Origin of the sequence: Pseudomonas sp. UV AK001 (assembly GCF_046097675.1) — a bacterium.
Lineage (GTDB): Bacteria > Pseudomonadota > Gammaproteobacteria > Pseudomonadales > Pseudomonadaceae > Aquipseudomonas > Aquipseudomonas kribbensis.
The window spans coordinates 1-25,491 of the sequence record NZ_JBJUVZ010000013.1 but is presented as its reverse complement, the minus strand read 5'-3'; the positions used below and the strand labels follow the sequence as shown (position 1 = coordinate 25,491).

30 protein-coding genes are annotated in these 25,491 nt (G+C 60.3%); 11 read left to right on the top strand and 19 right to left on the bottom strand.

The genetic code is table 11. The features are described 5' to 3' along the window. Window positions 1–33: 33 nt before the first annotated feature. Window positions 34–324: a YheV family putative zinc ribbon protein gene (locus tag ACKLNA_RS26975; RefSeq protein WP_007953955.1), complete on the bottom strand. Its 291-nt coding sequence runs from the start codon at window positions 322–324 to the stop codon at window positions 34–36. Then, window positions 321–2,399: an oligopeptidase A gene (gene prlC / locus ACKLNA_RS26970; RefSeq protein ID WP_408987649.1), complete on the bottom strand. Its 2,079-nt coding sequence runs from the start codon at window positions 2,397–2,399 to the stop codon at window positions 321–323. The genes ACKLNA_RS26975 and prlC overlap by 4 nt, the downstream gene beginning before the upstream one ends. A gap of 62 nt (window positions 2,400–2,461) precedes the next feature. On the opposite strand from prlC, the gene ACKLNA_RS26965 reads away from it, so the two are divergent. Next, window positions 2,462–3,007 (top strand): gamma carbonic anhydrase family protein, encoded by a 546-nt coding sequence (locus ACKLNA_RS26965; RefSeq protein ID WP_085696514.1) that lies wholly within the window; start codon window positions 2,462–2,464, stop codon window positions 3,005–3,007. Window positions 3,008–3,035: 28 nt separating this feature from the next. Continuing rightward, entirely contained in the window at window positions 3,036–3,686 is a 651-nt protein-coding gene (locus ACKLNA_RS26960) for an HAD family hydrolase (RefSeq protein WP_114880907.1), read from the top strand. A 3-nt stretch (window positions 3,687–3,689) separates the two neighbouring features. Here the strand turns inward: ACKLNA_RS26960 and ACKLNA_RS26955 are convergent, their stop codons facing one another. Then, window positions 3,690–4,775 (bottom strand): aminopeptidase, encoded by a 1,086-nt coding sequence (locus ACKLNA_RS26955; protein WP_408987648.1) that lies wholly within the window; start codon window positions 4,773–4,775, stop codon window positions 3,690–3,692. Window positions 4,776–4,834: 59 nt separating this feature from the next. Here ACKLNA_RS26955 and ACKLNA_RS26950 point away from each other — a divergent pair, with 59 nt between their 5' ends. Both ACKLNA_RS26950 and ACKLNA_RS26945 read left to right on the top strand, forming a co-directional pair. Continuing rightward, the gene (locus ACKLNA_RS26950) at window positions 4,835–5,257 is read left to right on the top strand and encodes a hypothetical protein (RefSeq protein ID WP_085733829.1); all 423 of its coding nucleotides are present in this window, start codon (window positions 4,835–4,837) and stop codon (window positions 5,255–5,257) included. Window positions 5,258–5,297: 40 nt separating this feature from the next. Next, window positions 5,298–5,717, top strand: coding sequence for a hypothetical protein (locus ACKLNA_RS26945; RefSeq protein WP_408987647.1), 420 nt, complete (start codon window positions 5,298–5,300; stop codon window positions 5,715–5,717). A 6-nt stretch (window positions 5,718–5,723) separates the two neighbouring features. On the opposite strand, the gene ACKLNA_RS26940 is transcribed toward ACKLNA_RS26945, so the two are convergent. Beyond that, on the bottom strand, window positions 5,724–5,963 hold the full coding sequence (locus ACKLNA_RS26940) for a DUF1161 domain-containing protein (RefSeq protein ID WP_085713012.1): 240 nt from the start codon (window positions 5,961–5,963) through the stop codon (window positions 5,724–5,726). Between the two features lie 102 nt (window positions 5,964–6,065). Further along, complete coding sequence (locus tag ACKLNA_RS26935) at window positions 6,066–6,497, bottom strand: OsmC family protein (RefSeq protein WP_011331817.1); 432 nt, start codon at window positions 6,495–6,497, stop codon at window positions 6,066–6,068. A 243-nt stretch (window positions 6,498–6,740) separates the two neighbouring features. Here ACKLNA_RS26935 and ACKLNA_RS26930 point away from each other — a divergent pair, with 243 nt between their 5' ends. Then, window positions 6,741–7,742 carry an LLM class flavin-dependent oxidoreductase gene (locus ACKLNA_RS26930; protein ID WP_065260633.1) on the top strand — a complete coding sequence of 334 codons (1,002 nt, stop codon included), beginning with the start codon at window positions 6,741–6,743 and terminating at the stop codon, window positions 7,740–7,742. 61 nt (window positions 7,743–7,803) lie between these two features. On the opposite strand, the gene ACKLNA_RS26925 is transcribed toward ACKLNA_RS26930, so the two are convergent. Both ACKLNA_RS26925 and ACKLNA_RS26920 read right to left on the bottom strand, forming a co-directional pair. Beyond that, entirely contained in the window at window positions 7,804–8,028 is a 225-nt protein-coding gene (locus tag ACKLNA_RS26925) for a DUF1161 domain-containing protein (RefSeq protein WP_085713011.1), read from the bottom strand. A gap of 125 nt (window positions 8,029–8,153) precedes the next feature. Next, complete coding sequence (locus ACKLNA_RS26920; protein ID WP_003220389.1) at window positions 8,154–8,369, bottom strand: dodecin; 216 nt, start codon at window positions 8,367–8,369, stop codon at window positions 8,154–8,156. A 156-nt stretch (window positions 8,370–8,525) separates the two neighbouring features. On the opposite strand from ACKLNA_RS26920, the gene ACKLNA_RS26915 reads away from it, so the two are divergent. After that, window positions 8,526–8,852, top strand: a complete 327-nt coding sequence (locus tag ACKLNA_RS26915) for a YqjD family protein (RefSeq protein WP_408987646.1) — start codon at window positions 8,526–8,528, stop codon at window positions 8,850–8,852. Here the strand turns inward: ACKLNA_RS26915 and ACKLNA_RS26910 are convergent. Continuing rightward, complete coding sequence (locus tag ACKLNA_RS26910) at window positions 8,825–9,742, bottom strand: LysR family transcriptional regulator (RefSeq protein ID WP_408987645.1); 918 nt, start codon at window positions 9,740–9,742, stop codon at window positions 8,825–8,827. The genes ACKLNA_RS26915 and ACKLNA_RS26910 overlap by 28 nt on opposite strands. Window positions 9,743–9,854: 112 nt before the next feature. On the opposite strand from ACKLNA_RS26910, the gene trpB reads away from it, so the two are divergent. The 3 genes from trpB (at window position 9,855) to ACKLNA_RS26895 (ending at window position 12,477) form a co-directional block, all read left to right on the top strand. Next, window positions 9,855–11,102 carry a tryptophan synthase subunit beta gene (gene trpB, locus ACKLNA_RS26905; protein WP_408987644.1) on the top strand — a complete coding sequence of 416 codons (1,248 nt, stop codon included), beginning with the start codon at window positions 9,855–9,857 and terminating at the stop codon, window positions 11,100–11,102. After that, complete coding sequence (trpA, locus tag ACKLNA_RS26900; RefSeq protein WP_085713008.1) at window positions 11,102–11,914, top strand: tryptophan synthase subunit alpha; 813 nt, start codon at window positions 11,102–11,104, stop codon at window positions 11,912–11,914. The genes trpB and trpA overlap by 1 nt, the downstream gene beginning before the upstream one ends. Before the next feature lie 119 nt (window positions 11,915–12,033). Beyond that, window positions 12,034–12,477: an anti-virulence regulator CigR family protein gene (locus ACKLNA_RS26895; protein ID WP_085713007.1), complete on the top strand. Its 444-nt coding sequence runs from the start codon at window positions 12,034–12,036 to the stop codon at window positions 12,475–12,477. A gap of 69 nt (window positions 12,478–12,546) precedes the next feature. Here the strand turns inward: ACKLNA_RS26895 and ACKLNA_RS26890 are convergent, their stop codons facing one another. The 11 genes from ACKLNA_RS26890 to ACKLNA_RS26840 form a co-directional block, all read right to left on the bottom strand. Next, window positions 12,547–14,508 carry a DUF4105 domain-containing protein gene (locus tag ACKLNA_RS26890; protein WP_408987643.1) on the bottom strand — a complete coding sequence of 654 codons (1,962 nt, stop codon included), beginning with the start codon at window positions 14,506–14,508 and terminating at the stop codon, window positions 12,547–12,549. Further along, entirely contained in the window at window positions 14,505–14,825 is a 321-nt protein-coding gene (locus tag ACKLNA_RS26885) for a DUF2388 domain-containing protein (RefSeq protein WP_065260625.1), read from the bottom strand. The genes ACKLNA_RS26890 and ACKLNA_RS26885 overlap by 4 nt, the downstream gene beginning before the upstream one ends. Before the next feature lie 28 nt (window positions 14,826–14,853). Continuing rightward, window positions 14,854–15,162 carry a DUF2388 domain-containing protein gene (locus ACKLNA_RS26880; RefSeq protein ID WP_134828660.1) on the bottom strand — a complete coding sequence of 103 codons (309 nt, stop codon included), beginning with the start codon at window positions 15,160–15,162 and terminating at the stop codon, window positions 14,854–14,856. 107 nt (window positions 15,163–15,269) lie between these two features. Then, on the bottom strand, window positions 15,270–15,587 hold the full coding sequence (locus ACKLNA_RS26875; protein ID WP_085713004.1) for a DUF2388 domain-containing protein: 318 nt from the start codon (window positions 15,585–15,587) through the stop codon (window positions 15,270–15,272). A 135-nt stretch (window positions 15,588–15,722) separates the two neighbouring features. Beyond that, window positions 15,723–15,932: a DUF1127 domain-containing protein gene (locus ACKLNA_RS26870; RefSeq protein ID WP_408987642.1), complete on the bottom strand. Its 210-nt coding sequence runs from the start codon at window positions 15,930–15,932 to the stop codon at window positions 15,723–15,725. Between the two features lie 260 nt (window positions 15,933–16,192). Next, complete coding sequence (locus ACKLNA_RS26865; RefSeq protein ID WP_003220409.1) at window positions 16,193–16,408, bottom strand: DUF1127 domain-containing protein; 216 nt, start codon at window positions 16,406–16,408, stop codon at window positions 16,193–16,195. A 321-nt stretch (window positions 16,409–16,729) separates the two neighbouring features. Then, window positions 16,730–18,223 (bottom strand): acetyl-CoA hydrolase/transferase family protein, encoded by a 1,494-nt coding sequence (locus ACKLNA_RS26860; protein ID WP_408987641.1) that lies wholly within the window; start codon window positions 18,221–18,223, stop codon window positions 16,730–16,732. A gap of 215 nt (window positions 18,224–18,438) precedes the next feature. Continuing rightward, window positions 18,439–19,872 carry an NAD(P)(+) transhydrogenase (Re/Si-specific) subunit beta gene (locus tag ACKLNA_RS26855; RefSeq protein ID WP_134828664.1) on the bottom strand — a complete coding sequence of 478 codons (1,434 nt, stop codon included), beginning with the start codon at window positions 19,870–19,872 and terminating at the stop codon, window positions 18,439–18,441. Then, window positions 19,872–20,192 carry an NAD(P) transhydrogenase subunit alpha gene (locus ACKLNA_RS26850; protein WP_003220416.1) on the bottom strand — a complete coding sequence of 107 codons (321 nt, stop codon included), beginning with the start codon at window positions 20,190–20,192 and terminating at the stop codon, window positions 19,872–19,874. Before ACKLNA_RS26850 ends, ACKLNA_RS26855 begins: the two co-directional genes overlap by 1 nt. Before the next feature lie 15 nt (window positions 20,193–20,207). After that, complete coding sequence (locus tag ACKLNA_RS26845; RefSeq protein WP_114880919.1) at window positions 20,208–21,329, bottom strand: Re/Si-specific NAD(P)(+) transhydrogenase subunit alpha; 1,122 nt, start codon at window positions 21,327–21,329, stop codon at window positions 20,208–20,210. 434 nt (window positions 21,330–21,763) lie between these two features. Continuing rightward, complete coding sequence (locus ACKLNA_RS26840; RefSeq protein ID WP_408987640.1) at window positions 21,764–22,663, bottom strand: LysR family transcriptional regulator; 900 nt, start codon at window positions 22,661–22,663, stop codon at window positions 21,764–21,766. A gap of 158 nt (window positions 22,664–22,821) precedes the next feature. Here ACKLNA_RS26840 and ACKLNA_RS26835 point away from each other — a divergent pair, with 158 nt between their 5' ends. Both ACKLNA_RS26835 and ACKLNA_RS26830 read left to right on the top strand, forming a co-directional pair. Further along, window positions 22,822–24,003, top strand: a complete 1,182-nt coding sequence (locus ACKLNA_RS26835) for an acyl-CoA dehydrogenase (protein WP_408987639.1) — start codon at window positions 22,822–22,824, stop codon at window positions 24,001–24,003. A gap of 13 nt (window positions 24,004–24,016) precedes the next feature. Further along, on the top strand, window positions 24,017–25,237 hold the full coding sequence (locus ACKLNA_RS26830; protein ID WP_408987638.1) for a CaiB/BaiF CoA transferase family protein: 1,221 nt from the start codon (window positions 24,017–24,019) through the stop codon (window positions 25,235–25,237). Window positions 25,238–25,491: the final 254 nt, after the last annotated feature.

Genomic DNA, 25,491 nt, shown 5'->3' with positions numbered 1-25,491 from the left:
TTCCACCGGAAATCGGTGGAAGGTGGTGCCGGATCAGTGTTGCTCGTCGGGCTTTTTCTTCAGCTTCGGGTTCGGGAAGAACTGCACCGCCTGAACTGTCTTGTCCGGTGCCGGCTTGAGCGCGCTGGTGTTGACTCGCGTGCCCAGTTCCTTCGGAACCGACAGGCCTTGAGCATTGAGCGTATCGCTGTAGCCGCACGCCACGCATTCGCGGTGCGGGACGTCGTCCTCGCTCCACATCATCAGCTTGTCCGGCTCGCTGCACGCCGGGCAGACTGCCCCGGCGATAAAGCGTTTTTTCGTTTTCACAGGTGCCTCACTCATGCTGCCGCGTCCTCACTCAGGCCGCTGTGGCGCAAGAGTGCGTCAATCGATGGCTCACGGCCACGGAAGTCGACGAACAGCACCATCGGCGCCTGCGAGCCGCCACGGGCCAGGATTGCTTCGCGGAAGGCGCGACCGGTGTCGGCATTCAGCACGCCGTCTTCTTCGAACCTGGAGAAGGCGTCTGCCGACAGCACCTCCGCCCACTTGTAGCTGTAGTAACCCGCCGCGTAACCGCCGGCGAAGATGTGCGCGAAGCTGTTCGGGAAACGGTTGTAGGCTGGCGGACGCATCACCGAGACTTCATCCCGCACGCCTTCCAGAACCTGCGCGACACTGCGGCCGTCACCGTGGGTGGCGTGCAGTTCGAAGTCGAACAGCGAGAACTCCAGCTGACGCACCATCATCAGGCCGGACTGGAAATTCTTCGCCGCGAGCATTTTTTCCAGCAGATCCTGCGGCAATGGCTCGCCGGTTTCGTAGTGGCCGGAAATCAGCGCCAGACCTTCCGGCTCCCAGCACCAGTTTTCCATGAACTGGCTCGGCAGCTCGACCGCGTCCCATGCCACGCCGTTGATGCCGGACACGCCGGCATGTTCGACGCGGGTCAGCAGGTGATGCAGGCCGTGGCCGAATTCGTGGAACAGGGTGGTCACTTCATCGTGGGTCAGCAGCGCAGGCTTGCCGCTGTCGGCCGGGGTGAAGTTGCACACCAGGTTGGCCACCGGGCTTTGCAGCACGCCGTCGAGGGTGCGGCGACGGTCGCGGGCGCCGTCCATCCAGGCACCGCCGCGCTTGTTGGCGCGGGCGTAGAGGTCGAAGAAGAAGCGGCCGACGTGCTGGCCGTTTTCCTTGATCTCGAACAGGCGCACGTCCGGATGCCAGGTGTCGAAGCCTTTCAGTTCGGCGATCTCGATGCCGTACAGACGCTGAACGATGGCGAACAGGCCGCCCAGCACTTTGTCGATCGGGAAGTAGGCGCGCAGGGTTTCCTGGGCGACGCTGTAGCGTTGTTCACGGAGTTTTTCCCCGTAAAAACCGCTGTCCCAGCTTTGCAGATCGGCGCAGCCCTGTTCGGCGGCGTACGCCTTGAGCTGTTGCAGGTCCTGGGCGGCGAACGGTTTGCTGCGTTTGGCCAGATCGCGCAGGAAGCTCAGCACCTGATCGCTGGACTCGGCCATTTTGGTCGCCAGGCTCAGCTCGGAGAAGCTGGAGAAACCCAGCAGCTTGGCCAGCTCCTGACGCAGGTCGAGGATTTCGCCCATCACCGGGCCGTTGTCGTTCTGGCCGGCGTTCGGGCCTTGATCCGACGCACGGGTGCAGTAGGCGGCGTAGACTTCTTCACGCAGCGCACGGTCCTGGGCGTAGGTCATCACCGCGTAGTAGCTCGGGAATTCCAGGGTGATCAGCCAGCCGTCGAGGCCTTTGGCCTGTGCGGCGGCAGCCATTTGCGCCTTGGCCGAATCGGTCAGGCCGGCGAGGGCGGCTTCGTCGGTCAGGTGCTTGGTCCACGCCTGGGTAGCGTCGAGCAATTGGTTGGAGAAGCGGCTGCCCAGCTCGGACAGCTTGCTTTGCACTTCGGCGTAGCGCTTCTGCTCGGCTTCCGGCAGGTCGATACCCGACAGGCGGAAATCACGCAGGGCGTGTTCCAGAATGGTTTTCTGCGCCACGTCGAAACCGGCGGCTTCCGGGCTGTTGGCCAGGGCTTCATAAGCCTGGAACAGTTCGCGGTTCTGGCCCATTTCGGTGGAATAGGCGCTCAATGCCGGCAGGCACGACTCGTAGGCTTCACGCAGTTCGGCGCTGTTGCACACGGCATTGAGGTGGCTGACCGGGCTCCAGGCAGCGCCCAGACGATCATTGAGTTCGTCCATCGCCAGCACCAGCCCGGCCCACGTCGGGTTCTGGCCTTGGGTCTTGAGGATTTCGGCAATGGCGGCGCGGTTGTCGGCCAGGATGGTTTCGATGGCCGGCTGCACGTGTTCGGCACGGATCGCGGAGAACGGCGGCAGGTCGTAGGACTGCAGAAGAGGGTTGTTCACGCTCACGGTTGGCACCTTGGCTGGAAGAAACATGCGCCCATCTTAATTACAATCGACACCCACCGCAGCTATCGGCGACAGAGAGAGAACTAATCGTGTCCCTTCGCAAGTACCAGAATCACACCCCACGCTTGAGCACAGGCGCTTTTGTCGATGGCTCGGCGGTGGTGATCGGCGACGTCGAAATCGGCGAAGACAGCTCCGTGTGGCCATTGACGGTGATCCGTGGCGACATGCACCGGATCCGCATAGGCGCGCGCACCAGCGTGCAGGACGGCTGTGTGCTGCATATCACCCACGCCGGCCCGTTCAACCCGGATGGCTTCCCGCTGCTGATTGGCGATGACGTAACCATTGCCCATAAGGTCATGCTGCATGGCTGCACCGTCGGCAGCCGCGTGTTGATCGGTATGGGCAGTATCGTCATGGACGGCGCGGTGGTCGAGGATGACGTGATCATCGGCGCCGGCAGCCTGGTGCCGCCGGGCAAACGTCTGGAAAGCGGTTTTCTGTATGTGGGCAGCCCGGTGAAACAGGTTCGTCCGCTGACCGACAAGGAAAACGCCTTTTTCACCTACAGCGCGGCGAACTACGTGAAGCTCAAGGACCTGCATCTGGCCGAAGGCTACGACCAGCTCTGACTTTTCTCTCTATTGCCCGGGATTTTTCATGCATTACCAGACCGTACTGTTCGACCTCGATGGCACTCTCACCGACCCGCGTGAGGGCATCACCCGTTCCATCCAGTTCGCCTTGGCCAAACTCGGCATCGATGAACCGGACCTGACCAAACTGGAACACTTCATCGGCCCGCCGCTGTTGCAAGCGTTCATGCAGTTTTATGGTTTCGATGAAGCCAAGGCCTGGGAGGCGGTGAATTTCTATCGCGAGCGCTTCAAGGTCACCGGCCTTTACGAGAACCGGGTGTTCGAGGGCGTCACGCCGTTGCTGGAAACCCTGAATGGCCAGGGCCGACAGCTTTACATCGCGACGTCGAAGCCGTGGGTGTTCGCCCGGGAAATCGCCCGGCACTTCGATTTCGCCAAACACTTCAAGGTGATCTACGGCAGCGAACTGGACGGCACCCGCACCAACAAGGTCGAGCTGATTGCACATCTGATGGCAGAAGAAGGGCTGGATCCGGCCAGCACGCTGATGATCGGTGACCGTAAACACGACCTGATCGGCGCTCGCAGCAACGGACTGGATGCGGCAGCCGTGGGTTATGGCTTCGGTAGTCATGAAGAGCTGAGCGCCGAGGCGCCGGCTTATCACTTCGAAACCCTGGCCGAGTTGCATCAGGCGTTTTTGCAGCGCTGATCGTCAATCGGAGCGAAGGGCGGCCAGCTCACGCAGGGCTGCCTTTCGTTTGTCAGCCGGCAATCCGCCCAGTTTCTCCACCTGGGCATAGAACCTTAGCCAATCCCCGTCCACCTGCCTGAACAACGCCGCAAACGCCGGCACCCACTGGTCATACAGCCCGAATGGCAACAATCGCGCGTTGTTCAGCGGCGCATTGACCCAGGCGTCGTAGCGTTTGTCCCCGGCCCACTGGCTGTCGCGCATCTCCCGATAGTCCCGGCGAAACCGTTCGAACTCGGCAGCCTTGCGTTCGCGCATCTGCTCGACGGGCATCTGTTGTGTGTACAGCTTTTCCAGCCGGGCACGGGTATCGAGGATCAGTTGAATGAACTGGTCACGACGTTTGATCTGGGCATCATTCTCTGGCGGCAAACCACGAAACGCCCGCCACTGCCGGGTGCCTTCCTGCTCGACAAAGGTGGCGTAGGACTCGTTGAACTCGGTGTCGTCCTTCACATAGAAACGTTGATGGCCCAGCTCATGGAAGATGAGCGTGGCCAGGCGTTCGTCGCCCCAGCCCATCATCGAGTTGAGGATCGGGTCGTTGAACCAGCCCAGGGTTGAATAGGCCTCGACGCCGCCAATCGACACATCCATGCCTTGCAGACGCTGAATTGCCGCCTCACCCCGCGCGGCGCTCTGGCTGTAGTAGCCGCGATAGGCCACGCACCCGGCAATCGGGAAGCAATGGTTCTGCGGACTCAGGGAAAACTCCGGGGTGGCGAACACGTTCCACACCACGTACGGCCGGTGGATGTCGGCGTACAGGCGATAGCTCTGGTTATCCGGCAGGTGCAGGTGTTGGCTGGCGAAATCCCGGGCCTTCTGTGCCTGGGCCAGGTGGGCGCGCAACGTTGCGTCCCGGCTCGGGTCTTCGATCACCTTGGCCACCGGCTCCCGCGCCCGCAGCAATTGCAGCTGACCGTCGGCCAACTGGCTGTAATAGCTGACGCTGGAACAACCGTTGAGCAACAAAAACAACACACCCGGAAACAAAACCCGCAAAACGCGATCAAGTAACCCAAGGCTTGGAAACGGCCTGATCACAATAAGAACATCCTTGGAAAGTCTGATCGCAAGACTATCCCGCCCATTGGAGCTTCGCCATGCGCATCTTGATACTGACGGGGGGCCTGCTGACGCTGGCCGGTTGTGCCGGATTCGGAATGCCTTCGCCAGACCCCACGCAAGCCTGGATCGATCTGGACGCCCGGCAACAGGACACGGCGCTGCAAGCGCTGGAAGTCGACAGGAAGGCCGCCGTCGACAAACGTTACTTCGAGGTACAACCCGGCAGTCATGAACTGAAGGTGCGCTATCAGTTTCCGGTGGAGGCGACCAATATCGGCCCGGACGCCGAGCCCCTGTGGCGCGATTGCCAGTTGAGCCTGAAATTCACGGACTTCAACGCCGGCCAGCGCTATCAGCTCCAGGCGGGCTATATCGGTTTCCGGCCGTGGGCCAAGCTCTATGACCAGCAGAAAAATGTAGTCGGCCAGGGCAAACCGGCAGGCTGTCAGCGCACCTGATCGGCGTTATGCTGGATGTCCGAATCCACGGACATTCATCATGCGCAAGTCAATGTTGTTGCTGGTGGCCGGTGTGCTCGCCGGTTGTCAGACGCCGATGCCCCCGGTCGACCCCAACATGGCCTGGGTCGAGTTCTCGACGCCGACCCCGGGCGGAAAACTGCTGATGGCCGAACGTCTCGACAAGCAGAGCTTGAATGACGGGCGTTTTTTCCAGGTAACGCCCGGCAGCCACGAGTTGCTGGTGCGTTTCGATTTCGAGGCACCCGGTGGAGGAGCTGGCATGTTGAACGACCCCGTGGAGCGCCTGTGCTACCTGACCATCCGCTTCGACCATTTCGAAGCGGGTCAGCGGTACGTGCTGGAGGGTCGCTCCCTGATGTTTACTCCCAGTGCCCGGCTGTATAACGCCAAGCGGGAAATCGTCGCCGAGGATCGCGACACCTATTGCGCCATCTAGCGTGAATCAGCTGTCGTTCTTCTGGTAGATGATTGCCTTGGTGCCGTTCTCGCAAGTGCCGACGATCATGGCGACGTCGTGCTTTTCGGCTTCCTCTTTGGAGACTATCTCCAGCGTGTAGGAGGGCACGGCATTTGCCTGAATCTTGATTTCGATCTCTTTCCTGAGTTCTTCGCAATCTTTGGGTGCCGCAAAGGCCGAAGTTGCCAGCACGCCACAGATAACCGCCAAAGCAAAACGTTTCATGGTTGAAGCTCCTGGGAGCAGTGCGCACGACGATGCGCGAAAGCTGCTGTCATTTATTCGACCACATTTTTGCCTGGCGGGTTCTGATTCTGCTCAAGTCGATCAGCTGACCAGCGACGCATCCAGGCTGATCTTCGCGTTCAATACCTTCGACACCGGGCAACCTTCCTTGGCCTTGTTGCTCAGTTCTTCGAACTGCGCCTGGGTGGCGCCCGGGATCTTCGCCTTGAGAATCAGCTTCACTGCAGTGATCGCGAAACCGCCGTCAACCTGATCGAGGGTGACTTCAGCCTGGGTATCGATGCTGTCGGCCTTGAGCCCGGCGTCACCGAGAATCATCGAGAATGCCATGGAGAAACAGCCGGCATGGGCGGCGCCGATCAGTTCTTCCGGGTTGGTGCCCTTGCCGCCCTCGAAGCGGGCCTTGAAACCGTACGGCGCTTCCCGCAGGACGCCGGTTTCGGTGGAGATCGAGCCGATGCCGGTTTTCAGGTCACCTTCCCAGTGTGCGGATGCCTTCTTCACGATAGCCATGTGTGCCTCCTTCAATTCGGGCGCGAAACGCCGCGCCGTTGTGGTTTTTGCCTGCAAGGCTTCTGAGGATAGACGCCGGAACAAAGTTCAGCCCGGCTGAATCGTTGACTTTTTTAGTAGGAAATTTCGGATCGGCTATTGAAACTCGGGTATATGCCCTTATTGCAGAGAACACGCTTATGAATTGGGCAGGTTTGCGTTCGTCAGGAACAAACCGGCGCCCTCAATCGGAGATGCAGGTTCATGAAGCAACTGTCCGACGTAAAGTTTTCCACCCTCGATCTGGTGCCGGTGCGCGAGAACGGCAGCCCGGCCCAGTCGCTGCGTAATTCGCTGGATCTGGCGCAGCATGTCGAGAAATTCGGCTACACCCGGTTCTGGGTCGCCGAGCACCACAACATGGATGGCATCGCCAGTTCTGCGACGTCGGTGTTGCTGGGCTATCTGGCCGGCGGCACATCGACCATCCGTGTCGGCTCTGGCGGTGTGATGTTGCCCAACCACGCGCCGCTGGTGATTGCCGAGCAGTTCGGCACCCTCGAAAGCCTGTATCCGGGACGGATCGACCTCGGCCTGGGCCGTGCGCCGGGCTCCGATCAGATGACCGCCCGCGCCTTGCGCCGAGAGCGCTCCGGCAGTGCCGACGATTTCCCGGAAGACGTGGCCGAACTGGTGCGCTTCCTTGGCCCGCGTACTCCGGATCAGCGGGTGATCGCCATGCCGGGCACCGGCACCAATGTGCCGATCTGGCTGTTGGGTTCCAGCCTGTTCAGTGCGCAACTGGCCGGCGAGCGCGGTTTGCCCTACGCCTTTGCCTCGCATTTCGCACCGCGCTTCATGCACGAGGCGATTCGCGTCTATCGCAATCACTTCAAGCCTTCGGCGGTGCTCGACAAGCCGTACGTAATGCTTGGCGTGCCACTGGTGGCTGCCGACACCGACGAGCAGGCCGACTACCTGGCGACCTCGGTGTACCAGCGAATTCTCGCGCTGATGCGTGGGCAAAGTCTGGTGCAGCGTCCGCCGGTGAAAACCATGGACGGCCTGTGGCTGCCACACGAACGTGAGGCGGTGGGCGATTTCCTCGGTCTGGCGATGGTCGGCAGCCCGCAGAAAATCCGCGCGAAACTGGAAGTGCTGATCGAACAGACCCAGGCCGATGAGCTGATCTTCACATGCGATCTGTACGAACACGCCGATCGCCTGCACTCCTATGAGTTGCTGGCGCAGGTGATGAAGGGCTGAAAAAGATAGCCGGGTACAAAAAAGCCGACGCATTGCGTCGGCTTTTGCATTTCAGGCGCGATCAACCGCGTTTGTAGACGATTTCCTTGGTGCCGCCCTCGCACTTGCCGACAACCTTGCCGCCCGCTGCTGCACCTTTATCGACGATTTCCAGCGAATAACCGGAGACGTGTTTCGCATCCAGTTTTGCCGCGATCTCGGCTTTCACTTCTTCGCAAGGCTTGCCGGCAGCAAACGCACCACCCGCAAGGCTCAACAAACCTACTGCCAATATGAACTTCTTCATCGGTCGCACTCCCTGGTCGGATTAAAAGAGGCGGGCATCAAGCTCGCTCGATGCGTCCACCCTGTAGCGCTTTGCCATTCCTATGGCATTCGGCCAGCGCGCAAGTTCAGAAGCGTAGCCCAAACTCAGCTGCTGGCAATCCGGAACCCGACTTTCAGGGTCACCTGAAAGTGGGCAGCCTTGCCGTCCTTGATGTGGCCACGGGTATCGACCACTTCAAACCATTCCAGATGCTTGATGCTTTTGTTGGCCTCGGCCAGCGCGTTATTGATGGCGTCTTCGATGCTGCTGGTGGACGAACCGACCAGCTCGACTTTCTTGTAGGTGTGATGGTCACTCATGGCGATCTCCTTGACGTGTGGATTTGAGCCTAGCAGCGATTTGCGCTGTTGATTTCGGTCGCCGGGAGAAACCGGAGTTCAGATTTTCTGCACTTTCCAGAACCGGTGAAGTCCCAAACAACACACGCCACTCATCACCAATGCAGGAGAGCCACCATGGCCAACACCTCGTTACGCAAAGCCTCGTTGCAAAGCATGGAAGCGGAGATCGAGAGTCTGCTCAAGTCGTTGGAAAGCCTGAAAGACGACGCTTCGGACGAGTCGCGCAAGACCCTCAGGGCGCTCAAGGGCAACGCCGAAAGTGCGCTGAAACATTCGCGTAGCCTGCTCAGCGATGCCTACGAAGAAGTCAAAGTCAAAACCCGCGAGACCGGGATCGCCACCCGTGATTACGCGCAGGAACATCCGTGGACGACCGCCGGTGTGGCGGTCGGTGCGCTGGGTCTGCTGGCCGCTTACTTGCTGTTCAAGCGCGGCGAGTGATCCGCCTGGCGCAGCTCGTTCCTGAGCCACTGCGCCAATTGCCGGGCGCGCCCGTCCGCGGCGCGCTTGGGTAGCCACAACGCCAGTTGCGCCGGGGTTTCGCAAAAGCCCCATGGCGCGACCAGGCGACCGGCTTTCAAGTCTTCAGTCACCAGTGGCTCCGGTGCGATCGCCACGCCCAAACCGGCGACAGCCGCTTCCAGCAAGTAATACAAATGCTCGAAACCTTGCCCCAGCCTCAACGCCTTGGCGTCGAGGCCGCTTTGCTGCGCCCAGCTCGGCCAGGCTTGTGGGCGAGAGGTCGTGTGCAACAAGGGCTCGCCGAGCAGGGCCGCGGGCGGTGCTGATTTCAGGTGCTCGTAACCGCTGAACAGCGGGCTCATGACCGGCCCGATGCGTTCGCTGGCCAGCTCATAGACCTGCATGTCGGCCGGCCACGGCGGTTCGGCGAACAGCAGCAGCGCATCCAGTCCCGGGCGGCGCGGGTCGAGATCGCCTTCACCGGCGGACAAGTGCAGACGCAAGTCCGGCAGATCGGCATTCAGCCTTCCCAGTCGCGGAATGAACCAGCGTGCGAGCAGGCTGCCCGAGCAGCCGAGCACGAACGGCGCGTCGGCGGTGCTTTGGGTCAGTTCGGCGCAGACGCTGCGCAAGCGGTCGAACGCCTCGCCGCTGGCGTCCCGCAGACGGATTCCGGCATCTGTGAGTTTCAAGCCGCGACCATCCTTGACGAACAGGCTGACACCGAGGTGCTCTTCCAGCACCTTGAGCTGGCGGCTGACCGCGCCGTGAGTGACGTGCAGCTGCTCGGCAGCCTGACTGACGCTGTTCAGTCGGGCGGTGGCTTCGAAGGCACGCAGGGCGTTCAGCGGAGGAAGGTCATGGCTCATGATATCTGTGAGTTTTCCTGACAGGTTGTGGCGATCTTATCGGTTTTCAGTCTGGAAGGTCAGGGGTAGAGTGAACGCCATTGTCTTCTCGTGAAATCCGCTGGAGCGAACCATGACCCAGACTTCGAACACCTCCGATCTGCGTAACGGCCCTGATGCCAACGGCCTGTTTGGCTCGTTCGGCGGCCGTTACGTTGCCGAAACCCTGATGCCGTTGATCCTCGATCTGGCCCGCGAGTACGAAGCGGCCAAGGAAGATCCGGCGTTCAAAGAAGAACTGGCCTACTTCCAGCGCGACTACGTCGGCCGTCCGAGCCCGCTGTACTTCGCCGAGCGCCTGACCGAGTTCTGCGGTGGCGCCAAGATCTACCTCAAGCGCGAAGAGCTGAACCACACCGGCGCGCACAAGATCAACAACTGCATCGGCCAGATCCTGCTGGCGCGGCGCATGGGCAAAAAACGCATCATTGCCGAGACCGGCGCCGGCATGCACGGTGTGGCCACCGCCACCGTGGCTGCGCGTTTCGGTCTGGACTGCGTGATCTACATGGGCACCACTGACATCGAACGTCAGCAGGCCAACGTGTTCCGCATGAAGCTGCTGGGCGCCGAGGTGATCCCGGTGGTCGCCGGCACCGGCACCTTGAAAGACGCAATGAACGAAGCACTGCGTGACTGGGTGACCAACGTCGACAGCACCTTCTACCTGATCGGCACCGTAGCCGGCCCGCACCCTTATCCAGCGATGGTCCGCGATTTCCAGGCCGTGATCGGCAAGGAAACCCGCGAGCAGCTGCAAGCCCAGGAAGGTCGTCTGCCGGACAGCCTGGTGGCGTGCATCGGCGGCGGTTCCAACGCCATGGGCCTGTTCCACCCGTTCCTCGACGACAAGAGCGTGGAAATCATCGGCGTCGAAGCCGCCGGTTACGGCATCGAGACCGGCAAGCACGCGGCCAGCCTCAACGGCGGTGTACCGGGCGTGTTGCACGGTAACCGTACTTTCCTGCTGCAGGACGATGATGGCCAGATCATCGACGCCCACTCGATTTCCGCCGGCCTCGACTATCCGGGCATCGGCCCTGAGCACGCCTGGTTGCATGATATCGGCCGCGTCCAGTACACCTCGGTCACCGACGACGAAGCCCTCGCTGCGTTCCACCAGTGCTGCCGCCTCGAAGGCATCATCCCGGCACTGGAAAGCGCCCATGCCCTGGCCGAAGTATTCAAACGCGCACCGAAGCTGCCGAAGGATCACCTGATGGTGGTCAATCTGTCCGGTCGCGGCGACAAAGACATGCAGACCGTCATGCACCACATGGAACACTCTCAACAAGAGCAATCCAAGCAGGAGAAACACTGATGAGCCGCCTGCAAACCCGCTTTGCCGAACTCAAAGAACAGAACCGCGCCGCGCTGGTGACTTTCGTTACCGCCGGTGACCCGGATTACGACACCTCGCTGGCAATCCTCAAGGGCCTGCCGAAAGCTGGGGCGGATGTGATCGAACTGGGCATGCCGTTCACCGACCCGATGGCCGACGGCCCGGCGATTCAGCTGGCGAACATCCGTGCCTTGGGCGCCAAGCAGAACCTGATCAAAACCCTGCAAATGGTCCGCGAGTTCCGCAAGGACAACAGCGACACGCCGCTGGTGCTGATGGGTTACTTCAACCCGATCCACAAGTTCGGCGTCGAGCGCTTCATCGCCGAAGCCAAAGAAGCCGGGGTTGACGGCCTGATCGTGGTCGACATGCCGCCTGAGCACAACTCGGAGCTGTGCGACCCGGCCCAGGCTGCAGGTATCGACTTCATCCGCCTGACCACGCCGACCACCGATGACGCACGTCTGCCCAAAGTGTTGAACGGCAGCTCCGGCTTCGTTTACTACGTGTCGGTTGCCGGTGTGACCGGTGCCGGTGCGGCGACTCTGGAACACGTCGAGGAAGCCGTGGCGCGCCTGCGCCGTCATACCGACCTGCCGATCAGCATCGGTTTCGGTATCCGTACGCCGGAGCAAGCCGCGTCCATCGCGCGTCTGGCCGATGGCGTGGTGGTGGGCTCGGCACTGATCGATCACATTGCCAACGCGACCACGCCGGCTCAGGCCATCGACGGCGTACTGAGCCTGTGCTCGGCGCTGTCCGAAGGCGTGCGTAAGGCCCGCGTCAGCTGAAGGTAAAGTTCCTGATACAGAGGAATTAGCACGTCGCGGCACAGACTAATTCAGCAAGACCGAGGGATTCAGAACCCGTTCTGAATCCCTTTTTGCTGTCAGTGCAGTGAGGAAAACCCATGAAAATGCCGAAACGTCTGATTGCCAGTCTGGGCGTGCTGATGATCAGCGCGACGCCGCTGCTGGCCAGCGCCGACCCACGCGACGATCACGACCACGGCGGCCCTCAGCAGGGTCACTACGACGATCGCGGTGGCGACCACCATGATTGGCAAAGCAGCCACCGTGGCGGCCCGCCACCGCGCGACTTCGGGCCGGTGCGTCAGGTGATTCGTGACAATCACGGCTACTTCGTTCGCGGTGCACCGCCACCTCCGGGCATTCGCCTGGAGCGCGGTCGGCCGTTGCCCCACGGTTATTACGGCGAGCGGCTGGATCCCCGGGCGTTGGGGCGTTTGCCGGTGTATCCGGGCTATGAGTGGCGTCGGGCCGGTGGCGATATCGTGTTGATCGCAGTCGGTACCGGGATCGTCTACGAAATTCTGGATGGCGTTCTGTACTGATTTACAGGCAATAAAAAAGACCGCAGCCTTTCGCAGGCTGCGGTTTTTTGTTTTTCAGGGCCGTTGTTTTCAGGGCAGTTCCAGGCCACCCGAAGCTTTGTGCAGTTTGCGTAAATGCTCGCCGATCTGCTTCACGTTGGCCTCGTTGGCCGCAATCTCTGCGGCTCGCTTGGGCTCCAGCAGCGCACGCACTTCCTTGTCCAGATCACCGCTCAGCACCAGTAACTGTTTCTGGCGCTGACTGCTTTCGGCTTCCAGTCGGCTGAACTCGCTGGGTTGCGGCAGGCCATAACCACGAGAATCAAGCAGCTCCGCCGGGCGGCTGAGGAAGCCGCTGTTGGCGAGGATCTGCTGCAACGTTGCGTTGGCCTTGTCCATGCCGCCGTTTTCCAGTTCCCGGGCGCCGAGGTAGCGTTGCTTGACCTCATCCTGTGCCAGCAGCAACTGGCGACGGAAACTGGCCTGTTCCAACAGCAGCAGCGCGGCGCTGGTGCGCAAGTCAGCGCGTTCGAACCATGGTCGCCGCTCTTCGGCAGACAGCGACAGCCATTCCTCGACGCTGGTCTGCTTGATCGGCAATTGCTTCTTCAGCACATCAAACATCGCCTGATAGCGATCGCGGAACGAGTCAAACCGATAACCCAGACGCAACGCCTCTTTGGGGTTGTCCAGCACACTGGTATCCGCCAGGCCCCGGCCCTTGAGCACCTCCAGCAGGCCGTTGGGCATGATGCTGTCGAGGCCGACAAGCTGCGAATTGTTGCTGCCGCTGCGCAGCAGCTTCAGGCTTTCCACCGCACAGTTGTTGGACAGGAAGAAATAGTTGCCGTCGTAGCTCCAGTGCATTTCGGCGGCGTGTTCGACCACGTCTTCGATCTCGCTGCGCGACAGGTTCAGCGGCACCGAGGCGAGGCTGCGCAGTTCGGTCTTGGTGTATTCGTCGATCACCTGCGCCAGTGGCAGGACAAACAGGCGCGACGGGTATTTGCCGACCAGTCCGTCCCAGCTCGACAGCTGCACATCGCCGACGAATGCGCGGTAGGACAGCACCAGATGCTGGTCCAGATCCAGTCGGCAGTCCGGCCCGCGCGGCCGGCCCGGGGCGCAGATCACCAGGCGCAACATGCTGTGCCCCCAGCGGCTGACCCAGTTCTGATTCGCTTCGGCCAGCAGGTAGTCGATGGCGTAGACCCGTTCCGGATCGACCTGCCCCAATGGCTGCTTGGCAAAGTCGTTGCCGGCATTGAGGAACGCGAAGGATTTGGCGCAGGTGTCCTTTTCCGGCGGTGCCCAGCCGAAGTGTTCCTTGTAATAACGGTACAGCGCCGGACGGCGGCAGGCGTAGCTCGGGTCGAGGAGGAAATACTCCATGTTGACCGCGACGAACTCCTTCGGACTGGAGATTTCGTACAGGTCCGGGCTGCGGGCGATCTGGCGGTTATGCTGTTCACGTTCGCCACGGCGGCCGACGTATTGCTGCCAGCCGGCGAGGTCGAGCAGGCGCGGGTCATCGCTGAGGGTGAAGCGCCGGTCGTTCTGGCCACGGCACTCGTCCGGCAGGCCGATCAGTCCGGCACTGTTGTTGCGGCGGGTGCAGCGCTGGATCAGCGTGCGTTCGGCGGCTGGCCACAGGCGTGCGCGGTCGTAAATGTGGGTGATTTCGTGCAGTACCGTGGCCAGCAATTCCTGGCGCACAGTGCCGTGGGGGCGACTGGTCTTTTGTTTGGCCGCGCTGCCGTCGGTGAGACTGGCGAGCAGTTTGCGGTTCAGATCCAGCTCGGAAACAAGAGCGGCCTCACCGTAGGCATTGTCGGGCATCTCGTCGGTCCAGCCGACGTCGATGCGTCGATCCAGGCGTTCGATGAAGCTGGGCGGCAGTTTCTGCATCGCTTCATCGAGCAGCGCCTGACTGGCCTGTTGTTGGGCGGGGCTCAGACCGTCGGTCTTGAGCCGCAGTTGCAGGCTGGCGTGGGCGTTGCTGCCAATCAGCAGCAGCACCCCGGCCAGTAGCCAGGCGCTGAGAGACTTCACAATGCGAGGATGGCTTCGGCGAGTACCTGGTCGCTGGCGTCGCGGGCTTCGGGCACGCGGGTGCGCAAGGTGTTGAGGGCGGCTTCCAGGTGCGCGCCACGGATATCACCGTTGCTGGCGACGAAGCTGGCGGCGTCGTCGTGGGCTTCGCGGATGATTTTCGAATCGCGGATCGACGTGGTGGTGTCGGAAGTGAAATCGATGGTGCGCTGGGAGGCACGAACGATGATGTTACTGGTGGCTACCAGGGTGTGCGCCTGGGCCATATCGGCCAACAACAGCAGGCCAAGGGCGGCAGCAATCAGCGGGCTACGCATGGAACGACTCCGGAGGGGGCAAGAATAACTATTGGACGAGAATTGCCTGTGCCAGTTCAAGGTCGCTTACATGAAGTTTTGGCCGGGATTTACGCAGGTAATGCAGTGCGGATTCCAGCTGGGCGCCTCGCAATTGGCCGTCACTGGCAACGAATGCCGCGGCATCGTCGTGGGCGGCGAACAACAGTTTACGGTCGAAAGGCGCGGAAGACACCATGCTGGTGGCGTAACCGCTGACGACGGTGTTTTGCGTCGAGACGTCAAAGGCATCGACCGAGGTCGCCCAGCAGGCAGTGAGCAGAACAGAAGGGATAAGCAGATTTTGATAAAAACGCATGAGTCTCAGGAGCTGTTAGCGAGTCCCAAGGCTAGCGCAATGCCCGGTCCAGAGCCAGCGGCGAAACATCGGGACACGGCTGGCGTGTCCCTTCCAGCAACGTCGGATCAGATCGCCAGGATGGCTTGTGCCAGTTGTGCGTCGGTCGCATTCAGTTGCGGTGCCTGATGGCGGATGAGGTCCAGGGCACTTTCCAGTTTCACGCCGCGAATCTGGCCTTCGCTGGCAACGAAGCTGGCAGCATCGTCACGGGCAGCGATCACGACTTTGTTGTCACGCAGCGAAGAGCTGACGTCGGAAGTCGCGTCCGAAGAGGACTTCAGTGCGCCAACAACGGCGTCGGTGGTCACGATGAAACTGGTGGCGCTGGCATTGGCAGCCACAGCCAGCAGGGCGGCAGCGCTGAGCAGGCGAAGACGGGACATGGTGTAACTCCTCTGGAAATTTCGTATTGAGAGGTGGCTTGGTGTCTGGGGAGTCAGACGCCAGTCGCACGGCATTCGCCACGTTCTGCGCGGATATTAGGCCTGTGTGGGAGGTTTCGCACAGAGGGCAAAATGCTAGCGCCAGAAGGGTTTCTCCAGTTCGTTCAGTCGATCCGCGTGGCTGAGGCCGAGATCGGCGAGATCCCGACCGTCAAGTTGAGCCAGCAGGCGCCTTGTCCTGGCGCGCTCCAGGCCTTGCCAGAAGCCTTTGAATAGCCGCCGTAGAAGACCGCAGCGGGGAGAGCGATCGACCGTAACTGCTGAAACATCCTGTAAGTGATTCATGACGTCTTCCTTAAGTCAGTAGTGGAGGCGGAAGGTCATGTTGATCTCAATGCAGTGAGTACGGCAGATACACCGTGGCAGAATTGTACTGGTTCAGTTTTAGATTTAGAGAAACTGTACCTGTTTACGATACAGGCACCTGTATCGCATGTTTTCCGACCCCAGAACGACAAGACCCGTCGCGGTTTCCCGCGACGGGTCTTGTTTGTTCAATTCGGGTTGCTGGCGGTGGGTCTGGTGACCAGAGCCAGCGACGCTACTTAGCGCCAGAACGGCTTGCTGAGCTCTTCGTAGCGTTGTGCTTCGCTGATACCGGCGTCAGCCAGCAGACGCGAATCCAGACGAGCCAGTTGGTGGCGGCTGGAGATGCGGCGCTGCCACAACATCAGGTTGGCGATAACGCGCAGAGGCAGGGAAGCCTGGGTTTTTGCAGCTTTGTCTTCGAAGAACAGTTCGGAACTGAGTGTACGTTCCATGGTTGACATCCTTCCGCTTGTGGCGGGATCAGGTAGTGGTTTAACTGGTGCCCATGATCCTCTCGTTTGGCCAGACTCTCTAGATACAGTTCACTTGTATTGTGAGTGACCAGTTAACTGTTTATAGGGGGTGTACGGGTCAAAATCGCGCAAACTGTACCTGTCTGCACCTATTTGGTGCATTTTTGCTCGATTCGATGATTCGAGTAGGTAAAAGCTGTAGGAAAAGACCGGTACAGCAGTACAGTTTTTGACGGGATTGGAAGTTTTCAAATTTCCGCTGACGAAACTGTATTTGCGCCAGCGGAATATCTGTGCGGATCAAGCCTTCAGCATGTGCCCGGTTTCTTCCAGATTGATATGCCAGCTCAGAGCATCACGCAGGATGTGCGGGGTGTGGCCGCCGATGGCGCAGGCTGCTGTGAAGTAATCGTTCAGTGCCTGGCGGTAATCCGGGTGCACACAGTTGTCGATGATGACGCGGGCGCGTTCCCGTGGTGCCAGGCCACGCAGGTCGGCCAGACCCACCTCGGTCACCAGGATGTCGACGTCATGCTCGGTGTGGTCGACGTGACTGACCATCGGCACCACGCTGGAAATCGCGCCACCCTTGGCGATCGACTTGGTCACGAACACCGCCAGGTGCGCGTTGCGTGCGAAGTCACCCGAACCGCCAATGCCGTTCATCATCCGCGTGCCGCAGACGTGGGTGGAGTTGACGTTGCCATAGATGTCGAACTCGAGCGCCGTGTTGATGCCGATGATGCCCAGGCGCCGCACCACTTCCGGGTGGTTCGAGATCTCCTGCGGGCGCAGCACCAGTTTGTCTTTGTATTTCTCCAGGTTGCCGAACACGTCGCTGTTGCGCCGTTCCGACAGGGTGATCGAACTGCCCGAGGCGAAGCTCAGCTTGCCCGCATCGATCAGGTCGAAGGTCGAGTCCTGCAGCACTTCGGAGTACATGGTCAGGTCTTCGAACGGCGAATCGATCAGCCCGCACATCACCGCGTTGGCAATGTTGCCGATCCCGGCCTGCAGCGGGCCGAGCTTGTTGGTCATGCGTCCGGCATCGACTTCCTGCTTGAGGAAGGTGATCAGGTGATCGGCGATGGCTTTGGTGTCGACATCCGGCGACGACACGGTGGACGGCGAATCCGATTGCTGGGTGATGACGATGGCGACGATCTTCTCCGGCGGGATCGGGATCGCGGTGCTGCCGATGCGGTCGTCGACCTTTACCAGCGGGATAGGCGTGCGGGTCGGGCGATAGGTCGGGATATAGATGTCATGCAGACCTTCGAGGTTGGCGTTGTGCGCCAGGTTGATCTCGACGATCACGTGTTTGGCGAAGATCGCGAAGCTCGCCGAGTTGCCCACCGAAGTGGTCGGCACAATGTGACCCTGTTCGGTGATGGCCACGGCTTCGATCACCGCGATGTCAGGCAGCTTCAGTTGCTGGTTGCGCAGTTGCTCGACGGTTTCCGACAGGTGCTGGTCGATGAACATCACTTCGCCGGCGTTGATCGCCTTGCGCAAGGTGCTGTCGACCTGGAACGGCATGCGCCGGGACAGGACGCCGGCCTCGGTCAGTTGCTTGTCGAGGTCGTTGCCCAGGCTGGCACCGGTCATCAGGCTGATCTTCAGCGGCGTGACCTTGGCTCGCTCGGCCAGTGCATGGGGAACGGCCTTGGCTTCGCCGGCGCGGGTGAAGCCGCTCATGCCGACGGTCATGCCGTCCTCAATCAGCGCAGCGGCGTCGGCGGCGCTCATCACTTTATCCAACAACGAAGGCAGGCGAATACGGTCACGGTACATGGATTATTTTCTCGGGCAGCGAGTAGCAGGATGCGCAGTCTAGTGAATTTCGCGGGCGCCTGTCCCGCTACCAAGGTCGCAAACGAGGCGTCTATTTAGCGGGTTTCAAGTAAAACACCGTTACCGGATCTGCAACAACGCGGCAAATTGTCCGACGTTTTTCGCAAACAAAAACGCCCCGACAAGTCGGGGCGTCCGGTACAGCAGCGAGCGATTTACTCGACCGCTTTGACCATGTCTTCGATGACTTTCTTCGCGTCGCCGAACACCATCATGGTCTTGTCCAGGTAGAACAGTTCGTTGTCCAGACCGGCATAGCCGCTGGCCATCGAGCGCTTGTTGACGATGATGGTCTTGGCCTTGAACGCTTCGAGGATCGGCATGCCGGCAATCGGCGATTTCGGATCGTTCTTCGCGGCCGGGTTGACCACGTCGTTGGCGCCGAGCACCAGCACCACGTCGGCCTGGCCGAACTCGGAGTTGATGTCTTCCATCTCGAACACCTGGTCGTACGGCACTTCGGCTTCGGCCAGCAGTACGTTCATGTGGCCAGGCATCCGGCCGGCCACCGGGTGAATCGCGTACTTCACGGTCACGCCGTGGTGGGTCAGCTTCTCGGTCAGCTCTTTCAAGGCGTGCTGTGCACGGGCTACCGCCAGACCGTAACCCGGAACGATGATCACGGTGTCGGCGTTGGTCAGCAGGAAGGTTGCGTCGTCAGCCGAACCGGATTTCACCGGACGGGCTTCTTTCTCGCCAGCAGGACCGGCGTCTGCTGTATTGCCGAAACCGCCGAGCAGTACATTAAAGAAGGAACGGTTCATCGCCTTGCACATGATGTAAGAGAGGATCGCACCGCTCGAACCCACCAGCGAGCCGGCAATGATCAGCATCGAGTTGTTCAGCGAGAAACCGATACCCGCTGCCGCCCAGCCGGAATAACTGTTGAGCATCGAGACCACCACCGGCATGTCGGCGCCGCCGATCGGGATGATGATCAACACGCCCATGACAAACGCCAGGGCCAGCATCAGTGCGAACGCGGCGAGGTTGCCGGTCAGCATGAAGGTGATGCCGAGGATCAGCGTCGCCAGGCCCAGTACCGCGTTCAGCTTGTGCTGACCACTGAACTGTACCGGTGCGCCCTGGAACAGGCGGAACTTGTACTTGCCCGAGAGCTTGCCGAAGGCGATCACCGAACCGGAGAAGGTGATGGCACCAATGGCCGCACCAAGGAACAGCTCCAGACGGTTACCCGCCGGGATCGAGTCGCCCAGTTGCTTGACGATGCCCAGCGACTGCGGCTCAACCACAGCGGCGATAGCGATGAACACCGCTGCCAGGCCGATCATGCTGTGCATGAACGCAACCAGTTCCGGCATCTTGGTCATTTCAACGCGTTTGGCCATGATCGAACCGGCGGTGCCGCCGATCAGCAGGCCGACGATCACGTAGCCAATACCGGCGGTGGCCAGCTCAGCCCCGAGCTTATAGATGAGGCCGATGGTGGTCAGGATCGCCAACGCCATGCCGAGCATGCCGAACAGGTTGCCGCGGCGCGAGGTGGTCGGGTGCGACAAGCCTTTGAGGGCCTGGATGAAACAGATCGACGCGATCAGGTAAAGCGTCGTGACGAGGTTCATGCTCATTACTTAGGCGCCTCTTCTTTTGCTTTCGGGGCTTTCTTCTTGAACATCTCAAGCATGCGGCGGGTGACCAGGAAGCCACCGAACACGTTGACCGCAGCCAGCGCCACGGCGAGGGTGCCCATGGTCTTACCCAGCGGGGTGACGGTCAGGGCGGCCGCGAGCATGGCGCCGACGATCACGATCGCCGAAATGGCGTTGGTCACCGCCATCAGCGGCGTGTGCAATGCGGGTGTAACGTTCCAGACCACGTGGTAACCGACATAAATCGCCAGCACGAAGATGATCAGGTTGTAGATACCGGGGGAGATAAGCTCTTCCATCGTCTGAATCCCTGCTTAGGCGTTTTTGCGGATGACTTGGCCGTCGCGGCACATCAGGCACGCGGCGACGATGTCGTCTTCAAGGTTTACTTCGAACTGGCCTTCTTTGGTGAAGACCAGCTTCAGGAAGTCCAGCAGGTTGCGTGCGTACAGCGCCGAGGCGTCAGCGGCGACTTCACCGGCGAGGTTGGTCGGGCCGACGATGGTCACGCCGTTCTCGATCACAACCTGATCGGCTACGGTCAGCGGGCAGTTGCCACCCTGGGCGGCCGCGAGGTCGATGACCACCGAACCGGGTTTCATCTGCGCCACAGTGTCCGCGCTCAACAGCACCGGAGCCTTGCGGCCCGGGATCAGGGCGGTGGTGATAACGATGTCAGCCTGCTTGGCGCGCTCGTGCACGGCCTGGGCCTGACGCTGCATCCAGCTCGCCGGCATCGGACGTGCGTAACCACCGACGCCGACCGCGCATTCGCGTTCTTCATCGGTCTCGTAAGGCACGTCGACGAACTTGGCGCCGAGGGACTCGATCTGTTCCTTCACGGCCGGACGTACGTCGGACGCTTCGATGACGGCACCCAGACGTTTCGCCGTGGCAATCGCCTGCAACCCGGCCACACCAGCCCCCAGAATCAGTACGCGCGCCGCTTTCACGGTGCCCGCAGCGGTCATCAGCATCGGCATGAAACGCGGATAGTAGTGAGCGGCCAGCAACACCGCTTTATAGCCGGCAATGTTCGCCTGGGACGACAGCACGTCGAGGCTCTGGGCCCGGGACGTACGTGGCGCTGCTTCCAGGGCGAACGCGGTAATCCCGCACTCGGCCATCTTCGCGATGGTGTCGTTGTTGAATGGGTTGAGCATGCCCACCAACACCGTGCCGCGCTTGATCAGCGTCAATTCGGCATCGCTTGGCGCGACCACTTTGAGAATCAGCTCGGCGCCAAACGCGTCATTGGCACTGCCAATGGTTGCGCCTGCCGCTTCATAGGCACTGTCGACAACACTGGCTTTTACGCCGGCGCCGGTTTGCACAGTGACCTTATGACCTTGGCTGATCAGCTTTTTAATGGTTTCCGGGGTTGCAGCAACCCGTGTTTCACCGGTCTGGGTTTCGAGAGGAACACCAATGTGCACGTCAAATCTCCTGCGTGATCTTATTGAGTAAACCCATGCACTACGGATGGTGCGACTGGGGCGGCCGATCAGCACGATCCCGCCGAATCAGGGCGGGGCGCGGCATTTTGCAGGCGAAGTTTATGCCCTTCAAGGGATTATGACGGGTGACGGAAAATTAACTACAAGTCATCCCGTGACCGAATGTCGCAGATGGCCAGTTGAATCCCTTGCAGGCCGTGCCTTTCAAGGAGTCTGGATGAATTTGAAGAATTTTCTCATCGGTGACGTGAATAGGCCGCAATGAGTCGCGAATGAGGGCGCAAAGCCACGTCGGCAGGCGCTTGTGGGACGTCTGTACGACTTTCGGATACAGTCTGTCGATTTGCGACAAATAGTTATATCTGTAGGGCTTTGAATATCCTGACTACGGGGTTAGTAATCGCTGAAAGCCTTTATCCTTCTAGGTTGTAGCTGTGTGCCTGATTTACCAGCCAGTCGCGAAATGCCTTGAGTGACGCGGATTCGACCTTTCGCTCCGGAATCATCAGGTAATACGCCTTGATGCTGGAGAGCGCATTCGGGTTGGCAATCACCAGGCGTTTCTCGGCCAATTCGCGCTGGATCAGGAACGGCGGGATCAGCGCGATGCCCATGTCGTGCATGGCTGCCTGGGCCAGCATGGAGAATAGCTCGTAGCGCGGACCTGTCATGTCGCGGGGGATGTTCAGGTGCTGCGAGTTGAACCACTGTCGCCAGGCGTAGGGGCGGGTGGTTTGCTGGAGGAGAGGGAAATCGGCGATTCCATCGGGTGTCAGGTGAGTTTTGTTGCCGAGCAGGGCGGGACTGCACACAGGCATCGGATTCTCACCCATCAGCCTGTGGGATTCGGTACCGGACCAGTCGGCATCACCGAAGTAGATGGCGGCATCGAAGTCAGTGTCGGCAAACAGAAACGGACGGGTGCGGTTGGTCAGGTTGACCGTCACTTCCGGGTGCTTGAGCTGGAAGTCCTTCAGTCTTGGCAGCAGCCATTGCGTGCCAAAGGTGGGCACCACAGCGAGCTCGATCACGTTGGTGCCCTGCTGACCCATCACTGACAGGGTGTCGCGCTCAACGGCATCGAGTTGGGTGGCAACCCGGCGGCTATAGGAAAGGCCCGCTTCCGTCAGTTTCACTCCGCGTCGCGAGCGTCGGAAGAGTTCAACGCTGAGGAAGTCCTCCAGGCTGGCGATCTGTCGGCAAATGGCGCCCTGGGTGAGGGAAAGTTCTTCGGCGGCCTTGGTGAAGCTCTCGTGGCGAGCCGCGGCTTCGAAGCTGATCAGGGCGGTGGTGCTGGGTATCTTGCGGCGCATGTACGTCAACCTCACTAATACGCCGCATATAAGGCACTTGGCGACGTTTCGGAGTGAGAAATTAGCACAACAGGATGCGAAATCCTCGTTTGCCGGGATGACGAAGCGGGCCTAGGATCAATGCCACGTTAATTCACCCGATTTGCGAGGACTCACTCATGGGCGGTAAAGCTAGCTTCAACTGGATCGATCCACTGCTGCTGGATCAACAGCTGACTGAAGAAGAACGCATGATCCGCGACACTGCCGAGCAATTCGCCCAACAGAGTCTCACGCCACGCGTTCTCGAAGCATTCCGCCATGAGAAGACCGATCCGGCAATCTTCCGTGAAATGGGCGAAGTCGGCCTGTTGGGCGCGACCATTCCCGAGCAGTACGGTGGCAGCGGCCTCAACTATGTCAGCTACGGTCTGATTGCTCGTGAAGTCGAGCGTGTTGATTCCGGCTACCGCTCGATGATGAGCGTGCAGTCTTCGCTGGTGATGGTGCCGATCAACGAATTCGGTACTGAAGCACAGAAGCAGAAGTACCTGCCGAAACTGGCTTCAGGCGAGTGGATCGGCTGCTTCGGTCTGACCGAGCCGAACCACGGTTCCGACCCGGGTGCGATGATTACTCGCGCACGTAAAGTCGACGGCGGCTACAGCCTGACCGGCGCCAAGATGTGGATCACCAACAGCCCGATCGCCGATGTGTTCGTGGTCTGGGCCAAGGACGACGCCGGCGATATCCGTGGCTTTGTTCTGGAAAAAGGCTGGAAAGGCCTGAGCGCTCCGGCGATTCACGGCAAGGTCGGCCTGCGCGCTTCAATCACCGGCGAAATCGTTATGGACAACGTCTTCGTGCCGGAAGAAAACATTTTCCCGGACGTGCGTGGCCTGAAAGGACCGTTTACCTGCCTCAACTCGGCGCGTTATGGTATCTCCTGGGGTGCGCTGGGCGCGGCCGAGTTCTGCTGGCACACCGCTCGCCAGTACACCCTGGATCGTCAACAGTTCGGCCGTCCGTTGGCTGCTACTCAGTTGATCCAGAAGAAGCTGGCCGACATGCAGACCGAAATCACTCTGGCGCTGCAAGGCTGCCTGCGTCTGGGTCGCATGAAGGACGAAGGCACTGCTGCGGTTGAAATCACTTCGATCATGAAGCGCAACTCTTGCGGCAAGTCTCTCGAGATCGCTCGCATGGCGCGTGACATGCTGGGCGGCAACGGCATTTCCGATGAATTCGGTGTGGCCCGTCACTTGGTCAACCTGGAAGTGGTGAATACCTATGAAGGTACTCACGACGTCCACGCGCTGATCCTCGGTCGTGCGCAGACCGGCCTGCAGGCGTTCTATTAATAGGAGAGCGACCATGGGCGCGCTGTCGCATCTGCGGGTACTGGATTTGTCGCGAGTGCTGGCCGGCCCATGGGCTGGTCAGATTCTGGCCGACCTTGGGGCGGAAGTGATCAAGGTCGAGCGCCCTGGTAATGGTGACGACACTCGTGCCTGGGGGCCGCCCTTCCTGAAAGACGCCTACGGTGAGAACACCAGCGAGGCGGCTTATTACCTGTCGGCCAACCGCAACAAGCAATCGGTGACGATTGATTTCACGCGTCCCGAAGGTCAGAAGCTGGTGCGGGAACTGGCAGCCAAGTCGGACATCCTGATCGAGAACTTCAAGGTCGGTGGGCTGGCGGCATATGGTCTGGACTATGAGTCGCTGAAGGCGATCAATCCGGATCTGATTTATTGCTCGATCACTGGTTTCGGTCAGACCGGGCCGTATGCGAAGCGCGCAGGCTATGACTTCATGATCCAGGGGCTCGGTGGGCTGATGAGCCTTACGGGGCGCCCCGAAGGTGATGAGGGTGCCGGGCCAGTGAAAGTGGGTGTGGCGCTCACGGATATCCTCACTGGGCTGTATTCGACGGTGGCGATCCTGGCGGCGCTGGCTCACCGTGATCACGATGGTGGCGGTCAGCACATTGATATGGCGCTGCTGGATGTGCAGGTGGCGTGCCTGGCTAACCAGGCGATGAATTATCTGACGACGGGCAATGCGCCGAAGAGGTTGGGGAATGCGCATCCGAATATCGTGCCGTACCAGGATTTTCCTACGGCTGATGGTGACTTCATTCTTACCGTGGGCAATGACGGGCAGTTCCGCAAGTTTGCCGAAGTGGCGGGGCAGCTGCAGTGGGCGGATGATCCGCGTTTCGCGACCAATAAACTGCGGGTGGCGAACCGGGCGGTGCTGATTCCGCTGATCCGTCAGGCGACAGTCTTCAAGACGACCGCCGAGTGGGTGGCTAAGCTGGAGCAGGCGGGTGTGCCGTGTGGACCGATTAATGACCTGTCACAGGTGTTTGAGGATCCACAGGTGAAGTCTCGCGGGTTGGCGATCGAGCTGCCTCATGCGCTGGCAGGGATGGTGCCGCAGGTGGCCAGTCCTATTCGGTTGTCGCGGACGCCTGTCGAGTATCGCCGTGCGCCTCCTTTGTTGGGCGAGCATACGCTGGAAGTTTTGCAGCGGGTGCTGGGTCTGGGAGCAGGAGCGGTGGCTGCGATGAAAGAGGATGGGGTGCTCTGAAGGTTCTCTCTATATAGAAGGGGTATTGAGTCCTTCTTCTATATAGAGGGTATTGAGCGTTTTTTGGTCTATCTGCAAGTTATTGAAAGAAAACCAAATTAAGGGTTGACGGCAGATTCTGAGTCTCTATAATTCGCCCCACTTCCGGCGCAGTCGAAACGGAAAACTCCTTGATATTCAATGAGTTATGTAGGTTTCGAGAGCGGATAGCTTCAGATCATCGAAGCCTGGAAGGAGTTGAAAGGGTGGTGATG